The organism is Sulfuricaulis sp. (assembly GCF_049587675.1).
Taxonomy (GTDB): Bacteria; Pseudomonadota; Gammaproteobacteria; order Acidiferrobacterales; family Sulfurifustaceae; genus Sulfuricaulis.
The window spans coordinates 1-24,803 of sequence record NZ_JBAVEJ010000243.1 but is presented as its reverse complement, the minus strand read 5'-3'; the positions used below and the strand labels follow the sequence as shown (position 1 = coordinate 24,803).

27 protein-coding genes are annotated in these 24,803 nt (G+C 58.8%); 17 read left to right on the top strand and 10 right to left on the bottom strand.

The genetic code is table 11. The features are described from left to right. Positions 1-72 precede the first annotated feature (72 nt). Entirely contained in the window at positions 73-1,194 is a 1,122-nt protein-coding gene (locus WB402_RS12840) for a 3-deoxy-7-phosphoheptulonate synthase (RefSeq protein WP_424208472.1), read from the bottom strand. Positions 1,195-1,276: 82 nt separating this feature from the next. Here WB402_RS12840 and WB402_RS12835 point away from each other — a divergent pair, with 82 nt between their 5' ends. The 3 genes from WB402_RS12835 (at position 1,277) to WB402_RS12825 (ending at position 2,686) form a co-directional block, all read left to right on the top strand. After that, entirely contained in the window at positions 1,277-1,645 is a 369-nt protein-coding gene (locus WB402_RS12835; protein ID WP_424208470.1) for a peptide chain release factor-like protein, read from the top strand. A 142-nt stretch (positions 1,646-1,787) separates the two neighbouring features. After that, positions 1,788-1,991 (top strand): cold-shock protein, encoded by a 204-nt coding sequence (locus WB402_RS12830; RefSeq protein WP_424208468.1) that lies wholly within the window; start codon positions 1,788-1,790, stop codon positions 1,989-1,991. A gap of 110 nt (positions 1,992-2,101) precedes the next feature. Next, positions 2,102-2,686, top strand: a complete 585-nt coding sequence (locus WB402_RS12825) for a DedA family protein (protein ID WP_424208466.1) — start codon at positions 2,102-2,104, stop codon at positions 2,684-2,686. 28 nt (positions 2,687-2,714) lie between these two features. Here WB402_RS12825 and WB402_RS12820 read toward each other — a convergent pair whose 3' ends face one another. Further along, positions 2,715-3,968, bottom strand: coding sequence for an RsmB/NOP family class I SAM-dependent RNA methyltransferase (locus tag WB402_RS12820; protein ID WP_424208464.1), 1,254 nt, complete (start codon positions 3,966-3,968; stop codon positions 2,715-2,717). A gap of 42 nt (positions 3,969-4,010) precedes the next feature. Next, entirely contained in the window at positions 4,011-4,898 is an 888-nt protein-coding gene (locus WB402_RS12815) for a carbon-nitrogen hydrolase (protein ID WP_424208462.1), read from the bottom strand. Positions 4,899-5,004: 106 nt separating this feature from the next. Between WB402_RS12815 and WB402_RS12810 the strand changes: the two genes are divergently transcribed. Continuing rightward, positions 5,005-5,277 (top strand): hypothetical protein, encoded by a 273-nt coding sequence (locus WB402_RS12810; protein WP_424208460.1) that lies wholly within the window; start codon positions 5,005-5,007, stop codon positions 5,275-5,277. A gap of 878 nt (positions 5,278-6,155) precedes the next feature. On the opposite strand, the gene WB402_RS12805 is transcribed toward WB402_RS12810, so the two are convergent. Continuing rightward, complete coding sequence (locus tag WB402_RS12805) at positions 6,156-7,199, bottom strand: agmatine deiminase family protein (RefSeq protein ID WP_424208458.1); 1,044 nt, start codon at positions 7,197-7,199, stop codon at positions 6,156-6,158. A gap of 147 nt (positions 7,200-7,346) precedes the next feature. On the opposite strand from WB402_RS12805, the gene WB402_RS12800 reads away from it, so the two are divergent. After that, positions 7,347-8,588 carry a DUF1015 domain-containing protein gene (locus tag WB402_RS12800; protein WP_424208456.1) on the top strand — a complete coding sequence of 414 codons (1,242 nt, stop codon included), beginning with the start codon at positions 7,347-7,349 and terminating at the stop codon, positions 8,586-8,588. Here WB402_RS12800 and WB402_RS12795 read toward each other — a convergent pair. Continuing rightward, positions 8,585-9,427, bottom strand: a complete 843-nt coding sequence (locus WB402_RS12795) for an SDR family NAD(P)-dependent oxidoreductase (protein WP_424208454.1) — start codon at positions 9,425-9,427, stop codon at positions 8,585-8,587. The two genes, WB402_RS12800 and WB402_RS12795, sit on opposite strands and share 4 nt — an antisense overlap. A gap of 109 nt (positions 9,428-9,536) precedes the next feature. Here WB402_RS12795 and WB402_RS12790 point away from each other — a divergent pair, with 109 nt between their 5' ends. The 3 genes from WB402_RS12790 (at position 9,537) to WB402_RS12780 (ending at position 13,655) form a co-directional block, all read left to right on the top strand. Continuing rightward, positions 9,537-11,453 carry an HD domain-containing phosphohydrolase gene (locus WB402_RS12790; RefSeq protein WP_424208452.1) on the top strand — a complete coding sequence of 639 codons (1,917 nt, stop codon included), beginning with the start codon at positions 9,537-9,539 and terminating at the stop codon, positions 11,451-11,453. A 112-nt stretch (positions 11,454-11,565) separates the two neighbouring features. Beyond that, complete coding sequence (locus WB402_RS12785; RefSeq protein WP_424208450.1) at positions 11,566-12,546, top strand: Gfo/Idh/MocA family oxidoreductase; 981 nt, start codon at positions 11,566-11,568, stop codon at positions 12,544-12,546. Then, positions 12,534-13,655: a DegT/DnrJ/EryC1/StrS family aminotransferase gene (locus WB402_RS12780; protein WP_424208448.1), complete on the top strand. Its 1,122-nt coding sequence runs from the start codon at positions 12,534-12,536 to the stop codon at positions 13,653-13,655. Before WB402_RS12785 ends, WB402_RS12780 begins: the two co-directional genes overlap by 13 nt. 175 nt (positions 13,656-13,830) lie before the next feature. Here the strand turns inward: WB402_RS12780 and WB402_RS12775 are convergent, their stop codons facing one another. After that, complete coding sequence (locus WB402_RS12775; protein ID WP_424208446.1) at positions 13,831-14,277, bottom strand: universal stress protein; 447 nt, start codon at positions 14,275-14,277, stop codon at positions 13,831-13,833. Between the two features lie 78 nt (positions 14,278-14,355). After that, entirely contained in the window at positions 14,356-14,700 is a 345-nt protein-coding gene (locus WB402_RS12770; RefSeq protein ID WP_424208445.1) for a phenylpyruvate tautomerase MIF-related protein, read from the bottom strand. Positions 14,701-14,755: 55 nt separating this feature from the next. Between WB402_RS12770 and WB402_RS12765 the strand changes: the two genes are divergently transcribed. After that, the gene (locus WB402_RS12765; protein WP_424208443.1) at positions 14,756-15,346 is read left to right on the top strand and encodes a DUF938 domain-containing protein; all 591 of its coding nucleotides are present in this window, start codon (positions 14,756-14,758) and stop codon (positions 15,344-15,346) included. A 214-nt stretch (positions 15,347-15,560) separates the two neighbouring features. After that, complete coding sequence (locus tag WB402_RS12760; RefSeq protein ID WP_424208441.1) at positions 15,561-16,355, top strand: diguanylate cyclase; 795 nt, start codon at positions 15,561-15,563, stop codon at positions 16,353-16,355. A 9-nt stretch (positions 16,356-16,364) separates the two neighbouring features. Here WB402_RS12760 and WB402_RS12755 read toward each other — a convergent pair whose 3' ends face one another. Then, positions 16,365-17,492 carry a quinone-dependent dihydroorotate dehydrogenase gene (locus WB402_RS12755; protein ID WP_424208439.1) on the bottom strand — a complete coding sequence of 376 codons (1,128 nt, stop codon included), beginning with the start codon at positions 17,490-17,492 and terminating at the stop codon, positions 16,365-16,367. A 228-nt stretch (positions 17,493-17,720) separates the two neighbouring features. On the opposite strand from WB402_RS12755, the gene WB402_RS12750 reads away from it, so the two are divergent. The 5 genes from WB402_RS12750 to WB402_RS12730 all read left to right on the top strand — a co-directional run bounded on the left by WB402_RS12750 (position 17,721) and on the right by WB402_RS12730 (position 21,612). Next, entirely contained in the window at positions 17,721-18,128 is a 408-nt protein-coding gene (locus WB402_RS12750; protein ID WP_424208437.1) for a hypothetical protein, read from the top strand. A gap of 190 nt (positions 18,129-18,318) precedes the next feature. After that, positions 18,319-20,001 carry a dihydroxy-acid dehydratase gene (gene ilvD / locus WB402_RS12745; protein ID WP_424208435.1) on the top strand — a complete coding sequence of 561 codons (1,683 nt, stop codon included), beginning with the start codon at positions 18,319-18,321 and terminating at the stop codon, positions 19,999-20,001. A gap of 14 nt (positions 20,002-20,015) precedes the next feature. Further along, positions 20,016-20,156: a hypothetical protein gene (locus tag WB402_RS12740; RefSeq protein ID WP_424208433.1), complete on the top strand. Its 141-nt coding sequence runs from the start codon at positions 20,016-20,018 to the stop codon at positions 20,154-20,156. 22 nt (positions 20,157-20,178) lie between these two features. Then, entirely contained in the window at positions 20,179-21,345 is a 1,167-nt protein-coding gene (locus tag WB402_RS12735; RefSeq protein ID WP_424208432.1) for a hypothetical protein, read from the top strand. An 84-nt stretch (positions 21,346-21,429) separates the two neighbouring features. After that, positions 21,430-21,612, top strand: a complete 183-nt coding sequence (locus WB402_RS12730; RefSeq protein ID WP_424208430.1) for a hypothetical protein — start codon at positions 21,430-21,432, stop codon at positions 21,610-21,612. Positions 21,613-21,668: 56 nt separating this feature from the next. Here the strand turns inward: WB402_RS12730 and WB402_RS12725 are convergent, their stop codons facing one another. Then, entirely contained in the window at positions 21,669-21,998 is a 330-nt protein-coding gene (locus WB402_RS12725; protein WP_424208428.1) for a hypothetical protein, read from the bottom strand. A gap of 216 nt (positions 21,999-22,214) precedes the next feature. On the opposite strand from WB402_RS12725, the gene WB402_RS12720 reads away from it, so the two are divergent. Further along, entirely contained in the window at positions 22,215-22,532 is a 318-nt protein-coding gene (locus tag WB402_RS12720) for a PilZ domain-containing protein (RefSeq protein ID WP_424208426.1), read from the top strand. 15 nt (positions 22,533-22,547) lie between these two features. Here WB402_RS12720 and WB402_RS12715 read toward each other — a convergent pair whose 3' ends face one another. After that, complete coding sequence (locus WB402_RS12715) at positions 22,548-23,168, bottom strand: hypothetical protein (protein WP_424208424.1); 621 nt, start codon at positions 23,166-23,168, stop codon at positions 22,548-22,550. A gap of 297 nt (positions 23,169-23,465) precedes the next feature. On the opposite strand from WB402_RS12715, the gene WB402_RS12710 reads away from it, so the two are divergent. Then, positions 23,466-24,803: FAD-binding oxidoreductase (locus WB402_RS12710; RefSeq protein ID WP_424208422.1), on the top strand; the 1,338-nt coding region annotated here is incomplete at its 3' end.

Below are 24,803 nucleotides of genomic sequence, written 5' to 3'. Positions count from 1 at the left end.
TTTACTTTATTTCCGAAATCCGTCCGATGAGCGAGCGACGCGCGCGCAGTTCATCGATGAAGTCAGCACAAATCAGTGTGACGCGCGAAAATGTTGCGTCAACGCCCGGCGTTTTTCGTAGGCCTCGCGCGCGATCGCGATGTCTTCCAAAAAGTAGGGTAGTTCTTCCAGCAGCAGCGCTTGCGGGCCGTCCACCAGGGCCTTCGCCGGCACCGGGTGAAAATCCACCAGGACCATGTTGGCGCCGGCGATCACGCCCTGCGCCGTCACGTGCGAAATATCGAGCATGCCGTCGGGCGCGCGATCGCGCGAGCCGACGGAGTGCGACGGATCGATGCACACCGGCATGCGCGTCAGGCGCTTGATCACTGGCACGTGCGCAAAGTCGACGAAGTTGCGGTGCGGATCGCCCATGTTGGTCTTCATGCCGCGCAGCCCGAAGACAATGTTACGGTTGCCTTCGCTCGCCAGATATTCGGCGGCGTTCAGCGATTCTTCGAGCGTGATTCCGAAGCCGCGCTTGAGCAGCACCGGCAGTTCGCGCTGGCGCCCGACGATCTTGAGCAATTCGAAGTTCTGCGTGTTGCGTGTGCCGATCTGCAGCATCACGCCCGTGGGTTTACCGGTTTTATGCAGCGCCTCCTGGATCTCGTGCAGATGCGAATCGTGAGTGATCTCCATGGCGATCGCCTTGATGCCGTATTTTCCGGCGAGATCAAACACCCAGGGAAGACACTCCTTGCCGTGGCCCTGGAACGAATACGGATTGGTGCGCGGCTTGTACGCGCCCATGCGCGTGCATACCTGGCCGTTGTCGCGCAGCGCCTTCAGCATCATCTCGACATGAGTCGGATTGTCCACGGCACAGAGACCGGCGAAGACGTTGAGATTGTCCTGGCTGAATTTGACGCCGTTGTACTCAAAGCCGGTGGGGCGGCTGTCGTCCTTGTGCCGGCCCAGGATGCGGTATTCTTCCGAGACGCGCACCACGCGGTCCACGCCGGGCAGGCTCTCGACCTCGGTTTTGTCGAGCGAGGCGGTATCGCCGATGAGGTATATTTCGGTGAGCGTCTGCAGGCTGCCGACCTCCTGATGCACCCGCGTCTTGATGTTCGGTTTGTGCGCCAGGTAGTCGAGAACCTGCCGGTATTCCGGTGACTTCTCGGTAAGATCGGCTTTAAGGATAACGATCATGCAGCTTTTCCTTTATTATTCGGGACAGCTCAAGGGCGCGTATTCTAACAGAAGGTCCGTTATCTGAAATGAAAGATGCATCATGCGACTGAAGGCCGCTAAACCGCCGCCCTATGCATTGAATCGTGCGGCGCTGGAACAGGAAGTGCGCGTGGATACCTATCGCGCTTCCGGCCCCGGCGGTCAGCATGTGAACCGCACCGAATCGGCGGTGCGCCTGACCCACTTGCCATCGGGCGTGGTGGTGACGGCCACGGAAAACCGTTCCCAGATTCGTAACCGCGAGATCGCTTTCGAGCGGCTGATTCATAAATTGCGTGCGCTGAATCACGTGCCCAAGTTGCGCAAGGCGACCCGCGTCAGCCGGGGTGCGAAAGAGCGACGGTTGGCGGCCAAGAAGCGCCACGCGGCAATCAAGCGCGGCCGCGGCCGGGGGCACGAGGAATATTAGCGTTTGCTCATTCTGCCCGCCTGACCAAGGCTTGCCCGCAGCATTGTCATGCCTGAGGACTTCACGTAGGATGTTTCCACGCCCGACCGGAGTAATACTAGGAGGTGGGCGGTATTAGCAATCAAATAAAAAAGAGGTATGTATGCAGACCGGTACTGTGAAGTGGTTCAATAACGCGAAGGGTTACGGTTTCATCACCCCGACCGACGGCAGTGAGGATGTATTCGTTCATTTCTCCACCATAGAAGGGGATGGATACAAGAGCCTGAATGAAGGACAGAAGGTCGAGTTCGAGCATACTCAGGGACCGAAAGGAAAACAGGCCACGCGTGTCGTTCCCGGCTGACGACTGACGGACTGACGCCGTATCGCCGATTTATCCGGCCCCGACAGCGCTCGGGGAATGTTGTTCTTGTGGGCTTGAGTTCGCTCTGAAGCCGTTGCTTTGATTTTCCCATGTCACTGGAAACGCTCACTGAACTGATCAAGAACTACGGCTACCTCGCCATCCTGATCGGAACGTTTCTGGAAGGGGAAACCATTCTTATCCTGGGCGGGTTCGCCGCGCACATGGGGTTTCTCGAATTGCCGTGGGTGATCGTCAGCGCGTTCGCCGGCAGCTTCAGCGGTGACCAGCTGTACTTCTACATCGGCCGGCATTACGGACCGAAAATCATTGCCAAGCGTCTGTCGTGGCAGGAAGGCGCCGCGAAGGTTTACAAGCATCTGCATCGTCACAAAAACCTGCTCATCCTGTCATTCCGGTTCTTCTATGGATTTCGCAACGTCACGCCGTTTGCGGTCGGTGCGGCGCATATCTCGCGCTCACGTTTTTTCACGCTCAATCTGATCGGCGCGATCATATGGTCCATCACTTTCGCTTCTGCAGGCTATCTATTCGGTGAGGCCTTCCGCCTGTTCCTGGACGACTTCAAGCGCTACGAGCTGTACGTACTGCTCGGCCTCGTGTTGGTGGGCGTTTTGATCTGGTTGGCAACGCTGATTCGCCATCGCCGTCGGGCGCTGGCGCATAAAAAATAATCTTGTGGCCGCGCCACGCGCGGCCTGCTTATCCCTGTTTTTTTTCCAGCGCGACGGCATAAAAACCGTCGGTGTGGTGACGGTGTGGAAAAAGCCGCAGGGCGGCGTCGTTCATCGTCAGCGGCACATGCCGTCGCGCCAGTATCTCGCCTGCCGGCACCGTGATGAATTCGGGATGTGCTGAGAGAAATTTTTCCACGACATCCTCGTTTTCCTCACGCAACAGACTGCACGTGGCATACACCAGCCGTCCACCGGGTTTGACCAGTTCCTCCGCGGCGGCAAGGATACGTTGCTGCATATCCGCGAGTTCCTGCAAATCGATTTCGCGCCATTTGATGTCAGGATTGCGCCGCAGCGTGCCCGTTCCGGAGCAGGGCGCATCCACCAGCACGCGATCGATCTTGCCTTTAAGACGCTGTACTCGCGCATCGTGCTCATGGCTGATCGCGACCATGCGCACGTTGTCGAGCCCCGCGCGCCGGAGCCGTGGCTTGAGCTTCTCCAGGCGTTTTGCCAGCACGTCGAAGGCGTATACCGTGCCGGTGTTGGCCATGAGTGCACCGATATACAAGGTCTTGCCGCCGGCACCAGCGCAAAAATCCACGACCATCTCCTGCCGCTTCGGTTCGAGCATCAGCGTCACCAATTGACTGCCTTCATCCTGTACTTCGAAAAAACCCTCCTTGAAGCATTGGGTCTTGAAAACGGATGCACGGTCGTTGCGGCGTAGTCCGGTCGCGGAATAAGACGTGGGTGTGCACGGAAAGCCTTCCCCGGCCAGCCGTGCCTCGGCTTCCTCGCGCTTGGCTTTGAGCGTGTTGACGCGCAAGTCCATCGGCGCGGGCTGGTTCAGCGCGAGCGACAGTGTCAGCGCTTCGGCGTCGCCGAATTGCGCGCGCAGACGTTCCGCCAGCCAATCCGGCATATTCGTCTGGATCGCAAACGGAAGTGAGGATTTTTCAAGTGTCCGGGCACGCTCGACCATTTCACGCGCATCGCCGCGAAATCCCGTTTCTTCGAGAGCGCGGGCGCTGTAACCATGCGTCAGCAAATAGGCCGCCACGACATCCAGTAACAGCGCGTTGCCGGCAATGTGCTCGAGCAATCGCTTTTCGCGCAGACAGCCGTAGACCGTCTCCGCCACGAAGCCGCGGTCACGCACGCCCATGCCCCGATGCGCCCGGAAATACCCTTCCATTTGCCGGTCGGCGGGCATTTTTCCGCTGAGAATGCGCTCCAGCAGCTCGGCGGCGGAATTGAGCAGTATCGGTTTGGCCATCGGTGATTGAGAAAGTTGCCGCCAGACGTGACGGCAGATTGATTATTTCCCGTAGCGATTGAGCAAATCCTGATAGGCGTCGATGCGCCGGTCGCGGAAAAACGGCCAGATGCGACGCACGTCCTCGGTGCGCCGGCGGCTGACTTCCGCCACCAGCACCTCGGGCCTGTCGGTCGAGGCCTGCGCGAGAAATTCCCCCTGTGGGCCGGTGATGAAGCTCGACCCCCAGAACTGGATGCCGGACGAACGTCCGGAGGGATCGGGCTCGAGACCGACGCGGTTGCATGCCACCAGGGGCAAGCCGTTGGCGATCGCATGGGCGCGCTGGATGGTGACCCACGCCTCACGCTGGCGGGTTTTCTCCGGTTCATCATCGCGCGGGTCCCAGCCGATGGCGGTGGGGTAGAGCAGGATATCCGCGCCGTGCATCGCCATCAGACGCGCCGCTTCCGGGTACCACTGGTCCCAGCACACCAGCACGCCGAGCGTCCCGAGCGAGGTCGCCACCGGCGCGAAACCCTGGTCTCCCGGCGTAAAGTAGAATTTTTCGTGGTAACCAGGATCGTCCGGGACATGCATCTTGCGATACTGGCCTTTCAGGGTTCCGTCGGCATCCAGCACGACCGCGGTATTATGGTGCACGCCGGGCGCGCGCCGCTCGAACAGCGAGCCGACAATCACGACCGCCAATTCCTTGGCCACTTTCCCCAATTCCTGTGTCGTCGGACCGGGAATGGTTTCGGCCAGATCGAAGCGCTTGGTGTCTTCGACCTGGCAAAAATAAACGCCGGTATGCAGTTCCTGCAGCAGGATAAGACGCGCCCCCCGGCCGGCCGCCTCGCGAATTCCGGCAATGGTGGCGGTGAGATTTTTGCCGCGGTCTTCGGTGCAGGCATGCTGGACGAGGCCGACTTTGACTGTTGAGTTCATGGCGCCAATGGTAGCATGTTCCGTTGCGGATTTTATTCCGCCGCTTGACTGTTAACAGATGGATTTCTATCGTTTGTGCCCCAACCATCACTAAAGGAGTGAAGATATGAAGCGGACGACAATGATTCTGGCAACAGCGCTGTTACTGGCGAGCCCTCTGGCCATGGCGTATCAGGCCACCGGTCCGGTGCTGGAAGTGACGGATAGCAAGATCGTGATACAGAAAGGCAAAGAGAAATGGGAAATGGCCCGCGACGCCGGCACCAAGGTGACGGGTGACGTCAAGGTGGGTGACAAGGTGACGGTGGAATATAAAATGACCGCCACCAGCATTGAAGTGAAGAGCGGAGGCAAGGCCAAAGGTAAAGACAAGAAGTAATCGCAGGTTGTCGTATCGAGAAACGGGAAGGTCCGTGAGGGCCTTCCCGTTTTATTTTTTCGCTGTTGTCATTCCCACATAGGCGGGAATCTAGGTGTCATCCCCGCGAAGGCGGGGATCCAGGATTTACATGGTATCGCGCGTTTTGCGCGCGAACTCAAAATCTATTTGCGGGCGGCTCCGCCCCTGGACCTATTTTCTGTCGAGCCGCCTGCGGCGGCATTGTGTGAATGCGGGATGCTCCCGCCCCGCACCCAGGGTTTCTTTTCTTTGCTCGTGCAAAGAAAAGAAACCAAAAGAAAGCACGCCCCGGATGGCGCACTTCTCCTGCGCTCCGCGGCTTTGGGTCCCGGCGCTGAACCGACGCGACATCCTGTCGCGGCGGGTCAGGCGCAGACATCCCTGTCTGCGCCCCCTTCGGGGCGCGCGCCCAAAGCCTGGCGGGGCTCGGGTGCGCCATACGGGGTTTTTTGAAAACACCTCCGCATTAAGGTTGGAGGTGGGTTGCTCTCATCCCCGTCGGAGCGAGCCGAGCACCGAGCGAGGTCGGGGGTTGTCGCGAGCCTCCTGATCGAGCCCGAGGGTGAGGCGGAGTATTCATGGAAGTCCGGTGGACTTCCATGCCGCCGAACGGGCGCGCCGTGGATCGGCGCGCCCTGGGTGGGAATAGGGCACCGCCCGTTGTATGGGCGGCGAAGCGACCGGATGTCTTTCTCTTTGGTGACTTTCTCTTGGACAAGCAAGAGAAAGTCACCCAGGGTGCAGGGGCGGAGCCACCTGCAATTAGCCTTTAACATCGCCGAAGGCGAGTCAACAGAAGAGGGATACAGTGCGGGGAACCGCAATTTGCTCTTCACCATCGCCGGAGGCGATTTGACTTAAAGAACGCCCTCCGGCAACTGCATTGTGATGCAATGCAGACTGCCAAATTGATAAATGAGTGGAAGGCAGTTGATGGCAACGATCTCGCGGTCCGGAAAGCATGTTTTCAGGCTTGCCAATGCCGCCGCGTCGGCCGGGTCTTCATAGATGGGTACCAGTACCGCCCGATTAATGATGAGGAAGTTCGCGTAGGTGGCGGGCAGGCGGTTGCCGTCCTCATCGAACTTAGCGCGTGGCCAGGGCAGAGGCACGAGCCGGTAAGGTTGACCGTCGGCGGCACGGAAGGTTTTCAGCTCATCCTCCATGGCCTTCAGTTCCGTGTAATGCTCGTCTTGGGGGTCGTCACAGCGCACATAGGCTATGGTGCCGCGGTCGCAGAAGCGCGCGAGTGTGTCAATGTGGCTGTCGGTGTCATCACCGGCGAGATAACCGTGTTGGAGCCACAGAATCCGGTTGATGCCGAGCAATCCCATGAGCTGTTCTTCGATCTGTTGCTTCGATAGTTTCGGGTTGCGCGTGGGCGCGAGCAAACAGCGGCTGGTGGTAAGCAAAGTGCCGGAGCCATCCACCTCGATGGAGCCGCCTTCAAGGACCATGTCCACGGTCTGCATCGGGGTGTGGCCGAAAGTATCCATGCCGTAAAGTTTGCGGCTGATCTGGTTGTCGAGCTCGTAGCCGAATTTCCCGCCCCAGCCGTTGAATCCGAAATCGAGCAACATGGGCTCGCCCTGGCACACGACCGTGAGCGGTCCGTGATCGCGCGCCCAGGTGTCGTTCGACGGGACCGTGCGCAGCATAACCCGCCCCATATCCACGTCGGCTTTGGTAAGAATTTCACCAATACGCTCGCGCTGCGTCCGGTCGTAGCAGCAGATCAGTACTTTTTCGCGCAGACTCACCTGTCGCGCGATTTCGATAAATACCGGTTCCACTTGCTTGAGGCGCTTGGCCCAGTCGCCGTGAGCGTGCGGCCAGGTGAGCATGACACCGCTTTGCGGCGCCCATTCAGGAGGGAGGTAGTTGCGGCAGTTGTCGGCCATGGGAGTTTTACACATAAGAATCAAAAAACCGGCGTATGCTAGCGTAGCCATCCGGTCTTCGCCAGACAGGCAATTTTACCGGTTAGTTTGATTTCTGGCGGCAACTGGTTTTGAATGGCGCCTCTTTTTGCCCAACCTGGAGTCGAGATGTCCCTGATTCGCCCCTTTACCGGATTGCGCCCGGCGCCCGGCCGCGCCGCCGATGTGATCGCGCCGCCCTATGACGTGCTGAACACGGACGAAGCGCGCGTACGCGCTGCAGGCAAGCCGTGGAGTTTCCTGCACATCTCCAAGCCCGAGATCGACCTGCCCGCGGGCATCGATCCGTACAGCGCCGCCGTTTATGCCAAGGGTCGGGAGAATTTCCGGAAGATGCTCGACGCCGGCGCGCTCCGGCGCGATCCCGGTCCTTATTATTACGTATACCGTCTCGTGATGGGCGCGCACCAGCAGACCGGCATCGTGGTCGCGGCTTCGGTTCCTGACTACGAAAGCAACCGCATCCGCAAGCACGAGTTCACCCGCCCGGACAAGGAAGATGATCGTGTGCGGCAAATCGAGGCGCTCAATGCCCAGACCGGGCCGGTGTTTCTGACTTACCGGCGGTCATCGGCCGTGGATACGATTATCGACGAGGTCGCGCGCGCTGTTCCGGAAGTGGACGTCACCGCCGACGACGGCGTGTGTCACACGCTATGGGCGATGCGCGATCGTCAGCAGATCGGTGCGATTACCGCCGCCTTCGACGCCATGCCTTGCCTCTACATCGCCGATGGGCATCACCGCTCGGCCGCGGCCTCGCGTGTGGCGGCGGCCAGACGCGCCGCCAATCCGAAGCACACCGGCGAGGAACCGTACAATTATTTTCTCTCCGTCATTTTTCCCGATAACCAGATGCAGATTCTGGATTACAACCGCGTGGTCAAGGATTTGAATGGATTGGAGCGCGAGCAGTTCCTGCAAAAAATCGCGAGCGCTTTCAACGTGAAACTGGAATCGGTGGCGGTAAAACCGGGACGTACCGGCGAGTTCGGTCTCTACCTGAAAGGACAGTGGTATCGCCTGAACATCAAGTCTGAACGCATTCCCGCGAATGATCCGGTGAAGCGGCTGGACGTGAGCCTGCTGCAGGACAGTCTGATGACGCCGGTGCTCGGGATCGGCGATCCGCGCCGTGACAAGCGCATCGATTTCGTCGGCGGAATTCGCGGCCTGCAGGAACTGGAACGGCGCGTGGATTCCGGCGAGATGGCCTGCGCGTTTTCACTATTTCCCACTTCCATCGCCGATATGATGGCGGTGGCCGACGCCGGTCAGGTGATGCCGCCCAAGTCCACCTGGTTCGAACCCAAGCTGGCCGATGGGCTGGTGTCTCATATGCTCGACTAACGCTGGCCGCTGTTGCTGACGGCCGACAGAATCGAATCGAGCACACGCACCGGTAAAATCCGCCGCAGCACGGCAAAAAGTGTCGTCGGAAATGTCACGGCATAGCGCGCCTTGGGCCGGCGCGCCTCCAGCACCTTGATTGCCTGCTTCAACACGGCTTCCGGCGGGAGCGTGAAGGGCATAGGCTTCGGTCCTTCGAGGCGTTTCTCCACGCGCGCATAGTATTCACGATGCACGCTGTGTTCCCGGTCGATGTGGCGTTTGAACGCCGCATGGGCGTTAGCGCGGAAGCGGCTTGTAATCGGACCGGGTTCGATGAGCGAGACATGTATATTCGTCCCGCGCAGCTCCAGACGCATCGTGTCGGAAAGTGCCTCGAGTGCGAACTTGGAGGCGTTGTATGCGCCACGATATGCGAAACACACGATGCCCAGTATCGAGCTTATCTGGATGATGCGGCCTTCGCCCTGGGCTCGCATGGCGGGGACGACCAGATTGGTCAGTTCCTGCGTGCCGAAGACGTTGGTTTCGAATTGTGCCCGCAATGCCGCGCGCGACAAATCCTCGACCGCGCCGGGTTGACCGTAGGCGCCATTGTTAATGAGCGCGTAGAGCCGGCCCTGGGTACGCGCAAGGACCGTTTCCACGGCTGTACGGATCGAACTCGAGGAATCCAGATCGAGCGGGAAGCTCTCAAAACCGGCTGTCGTCAGGGATTCGACATCGGTCGCCTGGCGCGCCGTGGCGAACACCCGGTAACCGCGCTGCTTCAGACCGCGCGCCAGACAGTGGCCGATGCCTGACGAGCAGCCGGTGATCAGCACGCTTTTCTGTTCCATGGAAGTAGGCTCGCTGATATTTGACGGCGCGGCTGACCGCGAAGGTTGCGTCACACCGGAAGTGACTGTAGGGTGTTTATTATCGTAGTTCAATAACATACCCATAGCGATGCCCGACATTCATTCCAGCTTGCTGATCGTGCAAGAGGCGGAACTCGATGGAGAGGTGTTGGAATCCTTTGCGCCGCCCGAACGCCAGCGTAGGTTCACCACGCTGGGGGAAATCCGCAAAGATATCGAGGGATCGGTTCTGGTCATTACCCCAAAAATGGCCCAGGAGGCGCTCGCGCGACGCAAGACCGAAAATGCATCGTCCTCCAAGTTTGCCGTCATTCTCTGGGCGAATAACCCTCAGCAAAAGATGGATCGTGTCCTGCTCGATCACCCGCAGGTGGCGGGCGTGCTGGATGTCACCTGTTCGAAGGAAGTGGTGTATGCCGCGTTCAAATCGGCGACTGCGCTGTTGCGACAAGGGGGCGAGCAGCGCGCGACGCAGATGCTCGAACACGTGCTCGAGATCGGACGCGCGCTGGCCTCGGAGAAGGACCTCGACACGCTGCTTGGACTGATTCTCACGCATGCACGCCATCTGACCGGTGCGGACGGCGCCTCGATCTACACCCGCGACAGCAACGGCAAGCTCTATTTCCGCCTGTGGCAAAATGCTTCCACTCGCGCCACCTCCGATGCCCAGAAAGCCCTGGTCGGCGATTACAGTATCGCCGGCCATGTCGCGCGTCAGGGCAAGGCGGTGATGCTGGACGATGCCTACGCGATTGAACCGACGGCGCCGTATAAATTCAATCCGGCCTCGGACCGCTCCATCGGTTACCACACCAAGTCGCTTTTGACGGTGCCGCTCACGAACAAAGCCAACGAGGTGGTCGGCGTATTGCAGCTCATCAACCGCAAAAACAACCCGGATGCCGTGCTGCGCCGTCCGGAAGATTTTGAAAACCATGTGCTGCCGTTCGATGACTCGGACCGCGCCATTGCCATGGCGCTGGCGGGGCAGGCAGGGGTGGCGCTCGAGAACAGCATGCTGTACGCCGACATCGAGAATCTGTTCGAGGGTTTCATCAAGGCCTCGGTGCAAGCCATCGAGGCGCGCGATCCGACCACGGCCGGTCATTCGTTCCGCGTGGCCGACTTCACCGAGCGCATTGCCGTGGCCGCGGACCGGGCCGACGCGCCCGGCCTGCGCGATGTCAGCTTCACGAAGGAACAATTGCGCGAGCTGCGCTACGCCTCCTTGTTGCACGACTTCGGCAAGGTTGGGGTGCGCGAGAACGTGCTGGTCAAGGCCAAGAAGCTCCAGCCCGCCCATCTTGACCTGCTCAAGCAGCGCTTTCGCTACGCGCGCGCCAGTCTGGAACGGCGCGCCTACCGTCGCCTGCTCGAATTGCACGAGATGCGGAACCGGAATGCCGGAGAATTTGAAGTGCGCCGACGGGAAATCGAGCAGGAACTTGCCGCTGACCGGGCGCGCCTGGACGAGTTCCTGCTACATGTATTGCACGCGAACGAGCCGACGGTTTCGCACGCGGAAGTCAGCGCTGAACTGGCCGAGGTGGTCACGTTCCGTTTTCCGGGCGAGGATGGCGAGGAGCTTCCGCTGCTGCATGACTTCGAATTCGCAGATCTGGCGCTCTCTAAGGGCAGCCTGAACGCAGAGGAGCGTGCCCAGATCGAATCGCATGTCAGTCACACCTACGCGTTCCTGAGTCTGATTCCGTGGACGAAAAATCTGGCGAACTTGCCCGCGATCGCGTTTTCCCATCACGAAAAGCTTGACGGTTCCGGTTACCCGCGCCGCCTCTCGGCCGATAAAATTCCGGTACAGTCACGTATCATGACCATCGCCGACATTTACGATGCGCTCACGGCCGGCGACCGGCCGTACAAGCAGGGTCTGCCGGCGGAGAAGGCGCTGGATATCCTCGCGGCCGAGGCCAAGTCCGCCAAGATCGACACCACGCTTTATCGCGTATTTGTCGAATCCGGGGCATGGCGACTCCAACGCTGAAAGTGTGGTTCGTGGCGCCGGCGAGAATTTCCGGTATAATCCGCGCCGCTAATATGCCATTGTTTCATTTCGTTTCCGGTCTGGCTGAAGGACTCCGCCGCCCAACCAACCAATGACTGCTGCAACCCAAACGCACCCGAAAGGAAATGGCGCGAAACTGCGCGTTGGCGTGGCTGGCGTCGGCTATCTTGGCCGCATTCATGCGCGCATCTATGCCGCCATGCCGGATGTCGAGCTCGTGGGCGTGGCTGATATCAATGAGAAGGCGGCGCAGGAGATAGCCCAGCAACACGGATGCCACGCGTATGCCGATTCACGCGAGCTGCTCGGCAGCGTCGATGCCGTGAGTATCGTGGTGCCGACGGTCTATCACAGCCAGGTGGCGAAACCCTTCCTCGAGCGCGGAGTGCACATGCTGATGGAAAAGCCGATCGCGCCGACCTACCAGGAGTCGGCCGAGCTGGTGAAGCTCGCCGAACGCGCTGGAGTCATTTTCCAGGTGGGTCATCTCGAACGGTTTAACGCCGGGGTCATGGCGCTTGCCGAGCGCGTGCAGAACCCGCGCTTCATCGAGGTCCATCGCATCGGTCCATTCGTCGCGCGCGCCACCGACGTGGACGTGGTGACGGACCTCATGATCCACGACATCGACATCGTGATGTCATTGGTGCGATCTGATATCAAAAGCGTCGCGGCCACGGGTATTGCCGTGATTACCAATCACGTTGACATCGCCAATGCGCGCATCGAATTCGAGAATGGCGCGGTCGCGAATGTAACCGCCAGCCGTGTCTCGAACAAGAAGCTGCGGCGTATTCGCGTTTTCGGCGACCACCAGTATTACGGCCTGGATTACGCCGATCAGAAGCTCGAAGTGGTGCACGCCACGCCCGGCGAGGGCGGGGCCGAGTGGCCCCAGATTGTCACCGAAACGGTCCCTATCACGCCGCGTCCGCCGCTCGACGCCGAGCTGGATTATTTTGTCAAAGCCGTGCGCACCGGAACCCCGCCCGTGGTCAACGGCCACGTCGGTCTGGAGGCATTGCGCGTTGCTCAGTTGGTAAAGGAGAAAATCGCCGCATGCACGCCATAACCAAGAACAAGCCTGTCCCGTTTCTCGATCTTTCTGCGCAGTACAAAAGTCTCGAAGCCGAATGGCTCGCCGCGATCCGCGAGACCGGCGCGCGCGGCAGTTTCATTCTCGGTCCGCATACGCAGGCCCTGGAGAAGGAATTCGCCGAATACGTCGGCGTGAAGCATGCCATCGCGGTGGCGAACGGCACGGACTCGCTGTTCCTTTCGCTGCGTGCGCTTGGCATCGGCAAGGGCGATGAAGTCGTCACCACGCCGTTTACCTTCTTCGCCTCGGCCGAGACCATCGACATGGCGGGCGCGACCCCTGTGTTCGCGGACATCCTCCCGGGCAGCTTATGCCTCGATCCCGCAAGCGTGCGCGCCAAGATCACCGCCAAGACCAAGGCCATCGTGCCGGTACATATTTTTGGTCACCCGTCCGAGATGGGCGAGACCATGGAGATCGCGAAGAAGCACAAGCTTGCCGTGGTCGAGGACTGTGCCCAGTCTTTCGGCGCCCTGCACAATGGCAAGGTGGTCGGCTCGATCGGTGACACCGGCAGCTTCAGCTTCTATCCCACGAAGGTGCTCGGCTGCTACGGTGACGGCGGCATGGTCACGACCAGCTCGGACGCGGTCAATGAACACATCCGCCGACTGCGCAATCACGGCGCGGTGAAGCCCTTCGTCCACACCGAGATCGGCATGAACAGCCGCCTCGACGAAGTTCAGGCTGCGGTACTGCGCATCAAACTGCGGCAAATCAAGGACGACATCGCTGGCCGGCAGAAAGTGGCGCAGGAATACACCCAGCGGTTCACGGGCTCGACCGTGAAAACACCGTCGCTGCCCAAGAACGGCACACACGTTTTCAATCTCTACACCATACGTGTACCGAAACGCGACGCTGTACGCCAGGCGCTCACCGACGCGCAGATTGGCAGCTCGCAGTGCTATCCGCAGGGCCTGCACCTGCAAGAGGTGTACAAGCACCTCGGTTATAAGCCTGGGAGCCTACCGGTATGCGAACACGCCACCACCGAAACACTCTCGCTACCCATCTACCCCGGCATGCCGCTCGATCACATCGAGCGAGTGTGCGAAGTTCTGCTTGGTGCACTCAAGTAGAGCGTCCGGCACTTTTTCCGAAGCCGGGGCATGAAGTTCACGTCATACTTTGAGGCGCTCGCGTAGGACTCCATGGCGCAGCGTATTGTGCTGGATAGGCGGGAATGAAATTTTTGTTCACATGCCCGATTGCCGGCACGCGACGGCATTCGGAATTTTTTGTTTGAAAAGTTTCTTACTTCCCTCGAATAAGCAGCACCGGCTTGGTCGCACTACGCACCACGCCTTCGGCGACGCTGCCCATCAGAAGGTGATTGAATCCATGCCGTCCGTGCGTGCCGATCACGATCAGGTCGGCGGGCCAGGCATCCGCTTCTTGTGCGATCATGTCAGGAACACGGCGGCCGAGTTTTTCGATTTCAAGCAACCGGGTTTCAGCCTTGACCCCCGCCGCACGTACCGCGATTTGCGCCTTGCTCAGGATCACCTCCCCGGATTTGGTTATGGCCTTCTGGATTTCGCCGGGGTCCACGACTTCCTGGTATAAATCGAACGTAACCTCGTCGACCACGTGCACGATGCGCAGTTGGCCACCCGACTCCTTGGTCAGATTGACCGCTTCCTGGAGCGCCAGTTGTGACGTATCGCTGCCGTCTACTGCCACCAAGATGCGCTTGTACATAATGGATCTCCTTCTTCCTTCCGGTGAACCCGGGATGCCGTGATACAGCGTTTCATCAGTCTACAACGGCGTCATGCGTCAGAAGGTGCCGCCGTCCCAGCCCCACATGGAATTTTTGGCGTCGGCAAATTCGATGTAAATCCGCTCCGACGGAATTTTAAGTTCATCATTCAGGAACTGACACAACACCCTGGAGAGCGTCTCGGTCTTGCTCTCCAGCAGCCCGATGGATTTCAACTCCAAGTAGGCGCATGGATGAGCGTCTCCCGCAAACATCATGGGCTCCGCGGGGTCGAAGCGCACCATGACATACTTCTCGGGCTTACCGAGATTCTTTGACACCAGCACGGAAAGCTTTCTCATAATCTCCTGCTTCGCGTCATCCGTCACTTCGCGATTCGTCTGGATTTTCAGATAGGGCATGGTGACTCCTCGTGGATTGCCATGGGGGACATAATAATCCACCATAGCACGATAAATGAAACAGTCTTCACCATCCTGCGAGCGCAACAAGGAACCGATTCTGGCGGTCCTGCGCGAGATTCTCGCTGTTCCCGGCCTGGTGCTCGAGATCGGCAGCGGTAGCGGACAGCACGCGGTGCACTTTGCTCGCGGGTTGCCGCATGTCGAATGGCAGCCGACTGACGTGGTCGAAAATCTTCCCAGCATATCCGCCTGGCGCGACGAGGCCGGACTGGCCAATCTGCGCGAACCGCTGGCGCTTGACCTTTTTTCCGATCGCTGGCCGATAGCTGCGGCACAAGCCGTGGTGTGCATTAATACGATACATATTGTCTCATGGGCGGCGGTGGAAAGACTGTTTGCCGGTGTTGGCCGACTACTTAAGTCCGGCGGCACCCTGTACGTTTACGGACCGTACCGTTACGCCGGCCGATCGCTTGAACCCAGCAACGATGAGTTCGACTGCTGGCTGAAGGCGCGCGATGCGGCATCCGGCGTGCGCCTGTTCGAGGACGTGAACCGGCTGGCGCTGGAAAACGGACTAGCGTTCGCCGGCGACCGGGCCATGCCCGCGAACAACCGTTCGCTGTGGTGGGTAAGAAACTAAGCTGACATTTCGATGAGTGTGTTTTTGAAAAATGTTCGTGGCGAGGAACGGGAGTGAGGTAACGAATTTCGGCTATAGTCTGGATTGAAGGAGAAGTATTCGGTAGAAGCGACCGCCGTTTCAAGGCTCACGGCGGCCGATTGGCCCATGAGAGCTGTAATAGGTCACGTAATGGCAGCACCCGATGCTACATCTGATCGCCAACGGTTTGGTTATGGCAGGCGCCGTTCTCCTTGTCATTTCGCTAAATGCGATCCGCAAGCTGATCGCCGAGCTTCCGGAAGGCACGCTGCGCAATCGCTGGTATCTTCTGAGAACGATGATTATCTCTTTTCTCATCGGATATCTCGGTTACACCTTCGTCTATTGGCAGTCCCACATGTCAACCGGCGACCTCATGGTACCGGCCGTGTTTTTCCTTGGCGGCTGGTTCGTTTGGCTGGTCAGTTACCTGTCATTGCGAACCACCTTGGATATCCGCCGCCTGGTGCTGCTCGAACAGGAAAACATCACTGATCCGCTCACGGGCGTCTTCAACCGGCGCTACCTGGAGCGCCGCCTGGTAGACGAAATCGCGATGGCGCGCCGCTACGATCTGCCGCTTTCCATATTGATGATGGATATCGATCATTTCAAAAGCATCAACGATACCTACGGGCACCTGGAGGGGGATCTGGTATTGCACCGCGTGGCCAAGCTGGCCGCGCACACGGTCAGGGAAGCGGACATCGTGGCGCGCTACGGCGGCGAGGAAATCCTGGTCATCGCGCCCAATACCATGATCAACACCGCGGAAACATTGGCCGAACGGTTACGCGTTGAAATCCAGACCGCCTCGTTGCTGTCTCCGGATGTTCAGACGGATCCCCCGCGGAAAGTTACGGTGAGTATCGGAGTCGCCTGCTTCAATCATGAAATGCGTGGAAGCCGGGATCTGATCAACGGCGCCGACGAGGCGCTGTACCGCGCCAAGGGCGGGGGGCGGAACCGCGTCGTGGTCAACGGCTAGAACTTTCCGTCAATCACTGATGCGATCGGCCCGCGCGGTGATTCTCGCGCGCGCGACGGCCTCGGCCAGATCATGACGGCCCGCGGCAGTCGTATGCTCGGTGAGACCGCGCACGATCTCTCGCACGATGCAGGGTCCTTCGTAAATGAATCCGGTGTAAATCTGGATCAGGTCGGCGCCGGCCACCAGTTTCTCCCAGGCATCGTCGGCATTCTCGATGCCGCCGACGCCAATGATCGGCACATTCCCCTGCAATTGTGCGTACAACTTGCGGATGACCTCCGTGGAAAGTGGTTTGAGCGGTCGCCCGCTCAGGCCGCCGGTCTGGGCGGCCAGGGGTTCCTCCGTGAGGCCGGGCCGGGTAACGGTGGTATTGGTGGCGATCACTGCGTCGAATCGGTGCTCCAGCACCCGGCGGGCAATCGCGGCGATCTGCGTGTCGTCCAGGTCAGGCGCGATCTTGAGCGCGATCGGCACGTAACGTCCGTGTTTTTCGGCGAGTGATGCCTGCTCGGTCTTCAGCGCGCGCAGCAGGGCGTCGAGATTTTCCTCGTTCTGGAGATCGCGCAGTCCCGCGGTATTCGGCGACGAGATATTCACCGCGACGTAATCGGCATGCCCATACACCGCTTGCAGCGCGGAGATATAATCCTCAACGGCCCGCTCCACAGGTGTGTCGCGGTTCTTGCCGATATTGATGCCAATCGGACAGGGCTTGCCCTGCGGCACGAGATTGGTGATCAGGCGGTACACGCCGACGTTGTTGAAGCCCATGCGGTTGATGATGGCCGAGTGGTGTTTGAGGCGGAACATCCGTGGGCTTGGATTGCCGGGTTGCGGTCGCGGCGTGACCGTACCGACCTCGAGAAACCCGAAGCCGAAATCGGAAAGCGGCCTGATGTGTTCGGCATTTTTGTCCATGCCCGCCGCCAAGCCCACCGGGTTGGAAAAGCGCAGTCCCATAACGCTGAGCGGCAGTGCCGGAAGGCGGCGGACGAACAAAGTTCGTATGATGGCGCCCGCCCCGGGCAGACGATAGAAAATACCAAGCAGCGTTAATATCAGTATGTGACTGGTTTCGGCGGGGAGCCGGAAGAGCAGCGGGCGCAGCAATCTATACCAGGCGCAGGAGGCCATATACGTGGCTCCATCATAACTCATTCGTTCCTTGACCGGGAAACGCATGGTGCCTGGGTTTGATTGCCGCCGTGGGACCCATGTTCGCTTGTCAAAGCCCCGTCAGCGTACATCGTTAAGCCAAGCGCGCCGATTGTGTTCCGCTACGTAGGATGCTGTTGGTGGCGCTGGTGCTGCGATATGATGATACCGGCATCCGCCATCGGACATGACATCAGGAGGATGAATATGGCCAGAGCACAGAAGGTCAGTTATTTCGCAATGCAAATCCCCAACCGGGTGGGCGAGGCAGGTCGGATTCTGGCAGGACTGGCAAAGGCAGGGATCAATCTGCTGGCATTCACCGGTTTTCCCAGTGGACGGCACTCTCAGATGGATTTCATTCCCGCCAACGCTACCACGTTTCTGGCGGTCGCGCGCGGCATGAAACTGCGGCTGCGAGGCCGGAAGACCGCGTTTCTCATCAGCGGCACGGACCAGCGCGGCGCCATCGCCAAGATCACGTCGAAACTGGCCACGGCCAAGATTAACGTCACCGCCGTGGATGCGGTTTGCGCTGGCGCCGGTCGTTTCGGCGCCATCCTGTGGGTGAAACAGAAGGACGTGAACCGGGCGGCCCGGGCGCTGGGCGCCTGACCTAAAGTTTCCCGCCGTGCCACTGTCTGCACCCGTTTGCGCGTGCAGCGATTTTCTGTCGTCCGATTTTTTTCTCGGTGGTTTCCCTGTCTCTACGGTAAAATCGCGCCTCTTGCCTCAGCACCGATTCCGACGCGGCGAGAACGGGATTAATCGCACAGAGAGTCTTGAATTTATTCTGGAGTCATCCATGGCCACGAAGATGAACCGTTACAGTTCTCGTATCACGCAACCAAAATCCCAGGGGGCGTCCCAGGCGATGCTCTATGGCGCTGGCCTGACCCGCGAGGACATGAACAAGGCCGAGGTCGGTATTGTTTCCAACTGGTGGGAAGGCAACACCTGCAACATGCATCTCAACGACCTGGCCTTGAAGGTGAAGGAAGGCGTGCAGTCGGCCGGGCTCGTGGGCCTGCGCTTCAACACCATCGGCGTGTCCGACGGCATTTCCATGGGCACGGAGGGCATGTCGTATTCCCTGCAGTCACGCGACATCATCGCCGATTCGATCGAAACCGTGGTGGCGGCGCAGTGGTACGACGCGTTGATCGCGCTGCCGGGCTGCGACAAGAACATGCCCGGTTGTCTCATTGCCATGGGTCGGCTGAACCGTCCGGCAATCATGGTCTACGGCGGCACCATCAAGCCGGGTCACAGCAAGAAGGGCGAAACGCTCGATATTATTTCCGCGTTCCAGAGCTATGGCGCGTCCATCGCGGGCAAGATCGACGAATCGACGCGCGAAGACATCGTTGAGCATGCCTGCCCCGGCGCGGGCGCCTGCGGCGGGATGTACACCGCGAACACCATGGCGAGTGCCATCGAGGCGCTGGGCATGTCGCTGCCGTACAGTTCTTCAATGCCAGCGGTCGAGCCGGGCAAGCTCGAAGAGTGCCAGAATGCCGGCAAGGCCATCCGCACTCTGCTGGAAAAGGACATCAAGCCACGCGACATCATGACGCGCCGCGCCTTCGAAAACGCCATGGTGATCGTGATGGCGCTCGGTGGCTCGACCAACGCTGTGCTGCATCTTATTGCCATGGCGCGCGCCGTAGGCGTGCCGCTGACGATTGAGGATTTCCAGACGGTGAGCAAACGTGTGCCGTTCCTGGCCGATCTCAAGCCTTCCGGGAAGTACGTAATGGAAGACCTGCACAATGTCGGCGGCACTCCGGCGGTGATGAAATATCTGCTTGAGAAGGATTTCATCGACGGCGAGTGCTTAACCGTTACCGGCAAGACGATCGCCGAGAATCTTGCCGCGCTCCCGGGCCTCAAGTCCGGACAGGATGTGTTCATGCCGCTCGAAAAACCGATCAAGCCGACCGGCCACATACAGATCCTGAAGGGCAATCTCGCGCCCGGCGGGTCGGTCGCCAAGATCACCGGCAAGGAAGGCCTGCGCTTCTCGGGGCCGGCACGCGTGTACGATTGCGAGGAGGACATGTTGAGGGGCCTTGAACGCGGCGAGATCAAGAAGGGTGATGTGGTCATCATCCGTTACGAAGGCCCGAAGGGCGGTCCGGGCATGCCCGAGATGCTGACGCCGACATCCGCGATCATGGGCGCGGGATTGGGAAAAGATGTCGCGCTGATCACCGACGGCCGTTTCTCCGGCGGCTCGCACGGTTTCATCATCGGCCACGTCGTGCCTGAAGCGCAGGAAGGCGGACCCATCGCGTTGCTGCGCGATGGCGACGTGATCACCATGGATGCCGCGAGGAACGAACTGAGTGTCGCCGTGAGCGATGTCGAAATGACCAAGCGCAAGACGGCGTGGAAGATGCCCCCCTACAAAGCCACTCGCGGCACGTTGTACAAATACATCAGGAGCGTGAAAAACGCCTCCGAAGGTTGCGTGACGGACGAGTAGCAGGCGTCCCTTGCTTGAAGCGAGTCAATTGGAAGCTAGTGATAGCCATCACCTGCGGATTGTGGCTGGCGCTTATGATCGGCGCCAGTTATTTCAGTTACGAATACAAACCGCCGGTCCGCATCGAAAACTGGAAGCCGGAACCGCCACGATAGGCTGGACGGTCGTTTTACCGATATGAAGCCCAACGGCACCGACGGTTCACCGAATCCGGTTGCCCGCACAATGACAGGTCTGGCGACTGTGGCGGTCAGCGCTTTTTTTGCCGCCATGGTTTTGCGGCATTATCTCCCACAAGGCGAACCATCGCTTGTTCATCTCATTATGGCGATCGGCATCATGCCGCTCATCATGGGGGCCATGATTTATTTCACGCCGGTCCTTACGTACAGCCGCACCGCGGGATGGCTGGTATTGATGGTACCCCCGCTGGCCTTGATCGCCGGGACTCTCGCGTCCACAGGGTTTCTCTGGCGCCGCGACCTGCTTCCCATCCCTGCTGTACTGGCTATGGTTGCGGCCAGCACTTTGCTCGTGTGGATGTGGTACCGCGCCCGCACCATGCTCGGTCGCCCGCATCCCGGGCTGGATTGGTATCGCTGGGCCCTGACCTGCCTGCTGCTGGGATTGATCGCGATTCTCGTTGCCATGTTTTGGCCTGAATACTGGATGGCGCTCAGACGATTCCACTTGCATATCAATCTCCTCGGTTTTGTCGGAATGACTGCCTTCGGCACGCTGTGTGTGCTGGTTCCCACCGTTGCCGGATATGCCGACCCCGATGCACGTCGCCGTTTGCATGGCGATCTGTATTTTGCAGTGACCGGTACACTGCTCGTTGCAACTGGCTCCGCCTGGTTGGCGTGGCTTGTCTGGCCGGGTCTTGTGCTATGGCTGATACCGCTTATGCGTTTCGCATCGTCTCTTGTCATGCGCTGGCGAAAATTCGTCTGGGGTTGGCACCGCTCCAGCACCTCATTGGGTTTGGCCGTTTTTGGTTTGATTGCCGTGTTGATAACCGCTGGTTTTCACGCTACGGGTGCACGGCCGTCAGGCGCCTCCATGCAGATTTTCTTTTTTGTATTTCTCTTTCCGCTGGTGACCGGGGCCGTCAGCTATCTTCTGCCGGTGTGGCTCTGGCCAGCGCGTAACACGACCGTTTATCAATGCACTGCGCGACGGCTTGCCTGGGGCAGCGGTGTCCGCTCGTTGGTTTTTCTGGCGGCGGGTGTCGTGGCGTATTTCGGCATTAGTGGGGCGGTGTATTTGGCTGGCGTCGGTATCCTGCTCTTTCTGCTTCAGTATGTGTGGGCAATTTGGGCGCGTTTTTCCTCCAATATTTAACCTTGGCATGTTTTCTGCTTAGTTGTTTATATCTTAACCAGCCGGCCGGTCAGCTTGCCAAAACCCGCGCCGGGAGAGGGCACCATGGCAAATGAGGACAAGACCGGCAAGCCGGGATACAAAGGTCCGGAACGCCGCAAATTTTCGCGCCGTTTCATCGCAGAACGCCGCAAGGACATACGTTGGGAGCCTAACAATCCCAACCGGCGCCAGAGTTCAGGTCGGCGCGCCGCCGATCATCTGGGCGTGCTGGGATCGAAACGATAAGTAATTGTCCGGCCGGATTGGATGCGGGAATCGGATGCCCGCAGGCAGGACAGGCGTCAAATATGCGAGACGATGCGTGCCTCGGGGATGGCAGCGCGCAGCGCTTCGGTGATCTGGAAGCGAATGCCCGGGATCGGTTTCACGCTGATCCATAGCAGGCTGAGCTTGAGATTGAGTTCGGCGAACACCACCGCCTGGCCGTGGTCCGCAAACACCTTCTGAATATGCTCGATCGTGGACTGGATATAATGCTGCGGTTTCCTGACCAGCCCGGGGAAGAGCACCATGAAATCGCTCAACGCCTTTCCATGCTCATCAAACGCCGGCGCGCGTTTGCGCAGCGGTTCCGCTGGCAGGAAAGGCAAGGTAACGACCAGTGCTGACATAGTGAAATAGCCTCCCGGATTTTGTGACGGGTCAGGATGTGCCTGATACAAAAGCATATCCGATTCCGAAAAAAAAACCAGCCAGGCGCATTTTCTCGTGTTTCCCTATCGGTCCCGCCCTGTCGGCTATACCTCCTTGCACCCAATAGTTACCTGCCGGCCCATCGATAACATCAAGATCAGGATGCGGGATTAATGAATTAACAGAGGGGGGAGATGAATGCCGAGCAGCGTTCCAGTATCCGCAAAGCAATTTCGCTCAATATTGTGATCAATTACGATATGGCCTACTCGAGGCGCTGGAAAGTGCGTGACCTCGGTCTCAATGGCGCAAAGGTCGAGATGAGGAGAGACGAGTTGCTGCAGGGAACGCCAGTGGAGGCGGTTCTCGTGCTCACGGAACATGGCGAATATGGTTTGCACCGCATGCCCGCGGAGGTGGTGCGCACGGACAGGAATGGCGTGGCATTGCGGTTCCGCAACTACGATGACAGGGCGTACACCGCCTTGGTGAACTTGCTGTACAGCGCTTAGTGCTGGAGGCGGAATTTATTTGGAGAGAGGGTTTCCCGCGCCCAGGGAACTGTCCACGGCCCTGGGCAGCATGACATCATGGCGCGAAAAATTATATCCGCAGAAACACAGCGTGGAGGTAACGGGCAGGACAGTCTTGCAGTGCGGACAATTCTTGGTTTCGGTATTGGCGAATGCCTCGACGATTTTCTCCGCCTTGGCCGCTTGCTGGGCCCGGAAGGCCTCGGTGGGCCGGTCGGATTGAATCGGAACGTCGGGTGTTGCCGGAGCGATTTCTCCTCTTGCTGCCTGAGCCGCTTCCCGGGCCTGAGCCGTTTTGGCAGCTTGGGCGTCTCGTTCGTCGCGTAAGATCAGCGCCTCCTGCACAACTTCAAGCAGGCGATTGGCCTTGTGAAGGTTGGCGGGATCGGCCACGAGTTCAGTACGGAATGATTCAACCTTCGCCACGGTCTGGTCCACGCGCGCCGCCAGATACGCCTCGAACAGTTCCTCTTCCTGAAGTGCCAGCTCCTCGGGCAGCAGGGCTGTTTCGTCTGAGTAGCCGAAAGCATAGCCACAGTCACAACGTTTGATGCCCGTTGACACCACCATGCCACAGGCTGGGCAGGGCTTCTGATAAATGCTGTAGGCACTCATGATGATTTCCCTGTCATAACAGCAATCCTGTAATATTACTCTAATTTAGTATAGACCGGGACGGCCGATTTTCCGCGTCATATTGGCATCATGGCGCAATGGCAGACATGGGCCGAAGGTGGGCAGATCAGCGGCAGCACGCATGCCAAGTCAGCAGCTTGCGTTGCCAGCTTCTGTTGCTCAAATCAGACGATATTGAAATCTCGCATTTATCGTCGATAGCAAATCGCCATGCAAGCCTGGTTCATTCGTGGATGCTGGTACACTTTACAGGGTCTTCCGCGGGGCGGTACTGAAATGGCCAGCGGTACTTACGAAGAAAAGAAACAGTACCTGACAGAATTTCTGCGCGCCAGCGGTGGAGTCCGTATCCGTCTGGGCAAAAGCTCCTCCAATCTGTTCCGCGACCGCAAGAAGATTCAGGCACAGCGACTCGATGTGCGAAACTTCAACAATGTGTTGCGCGTGGACGCCGCGGGTGGTTATGTCGAAACCGAGGGGATGACACCGTACGCGAAGCTGGTGGCAGAGTGCCTCAGGCACGGGGTCATGCCGGCCGTGGTTCCCCAACTCAAGTCCATCACCATCGGCGGCGCTACCGTTGGGTGCGGCATCGAATCCTCTTCGTTCCGTTATGGATTGGTTCATGAAACGGTGCAGGAAATGGAGATACTGCTGGGCGACGGACGCACGGTGCTGTGCGCGCCCGGCAACGAACACAGCGATCTGTTATACGGTTTCCCCAATTCCTACGGCACGCTCGGGTATGCCCTGAAGCTCAAGCTAAAGGTTGTGCCGGTAAAAAAATACGTAAAGCTTACCCACCTGCGCTGGACGGAACCCGAGGCTTATTTCACCGAACTGGCACGGCAGTGTGATCGTCAAGATGTCGATTTCATCGATGGTGTGGTGTTTGGCCGGAATGAGATGGTGCTTACGCTTGGACAGTTTGTCGACAACGCGCCTTACGCCAGCGATTATACCTATAAGAATATCTACTATAGGTCGCTGCGCGAGCGTTCAGAGGATTATCTGACTGTCGAGGATTATCTCTGGCGCTGGGACACGGATTGGTTCTGGTGTTCCAAGAATCTGCTTGCTCAGCATCCGCTCATCCGCCGGCTCTATGGCCGTTCACGATTGAATTCGTTGACCTACACACGCATCATGCGCTGGAACAGTCGCATGAAGCTCACGCACACTTTCAATAAACTCGCCGGTATTCACGCCGAGCCGGTGATCCAGGACGTCGAGATTCCCGTTGAGAACGCACAGCGGTTCCTCGCATTTTATCACGATGTCATCCGTTTCCTGCCGGTATGGATATGCCCCACGCGCGCTTACAACAAGAAAGTGAATTTCGAACTCTATCGCATGGACCCGGAAAAACTTTATATCAACTTTGGTTTCTGGGATGTGTTGCGCAGCAGAAAAAAACTTCCACCGGGTTACTACAACCGTCAGATTGAGGAACAGGTGATAGCGCTTGGCGGCATGAAGTCGCTGTATTCTGATTCGTACTTTACGGCGGAACAGTTCTGGCGAATGTACAACAAACCGGTCTACGAAAGACTCAAGGAAAGATATGACTCGAACGATGTGCTGGGAGATATTTATCGCAAGTGCGTGTTAAAG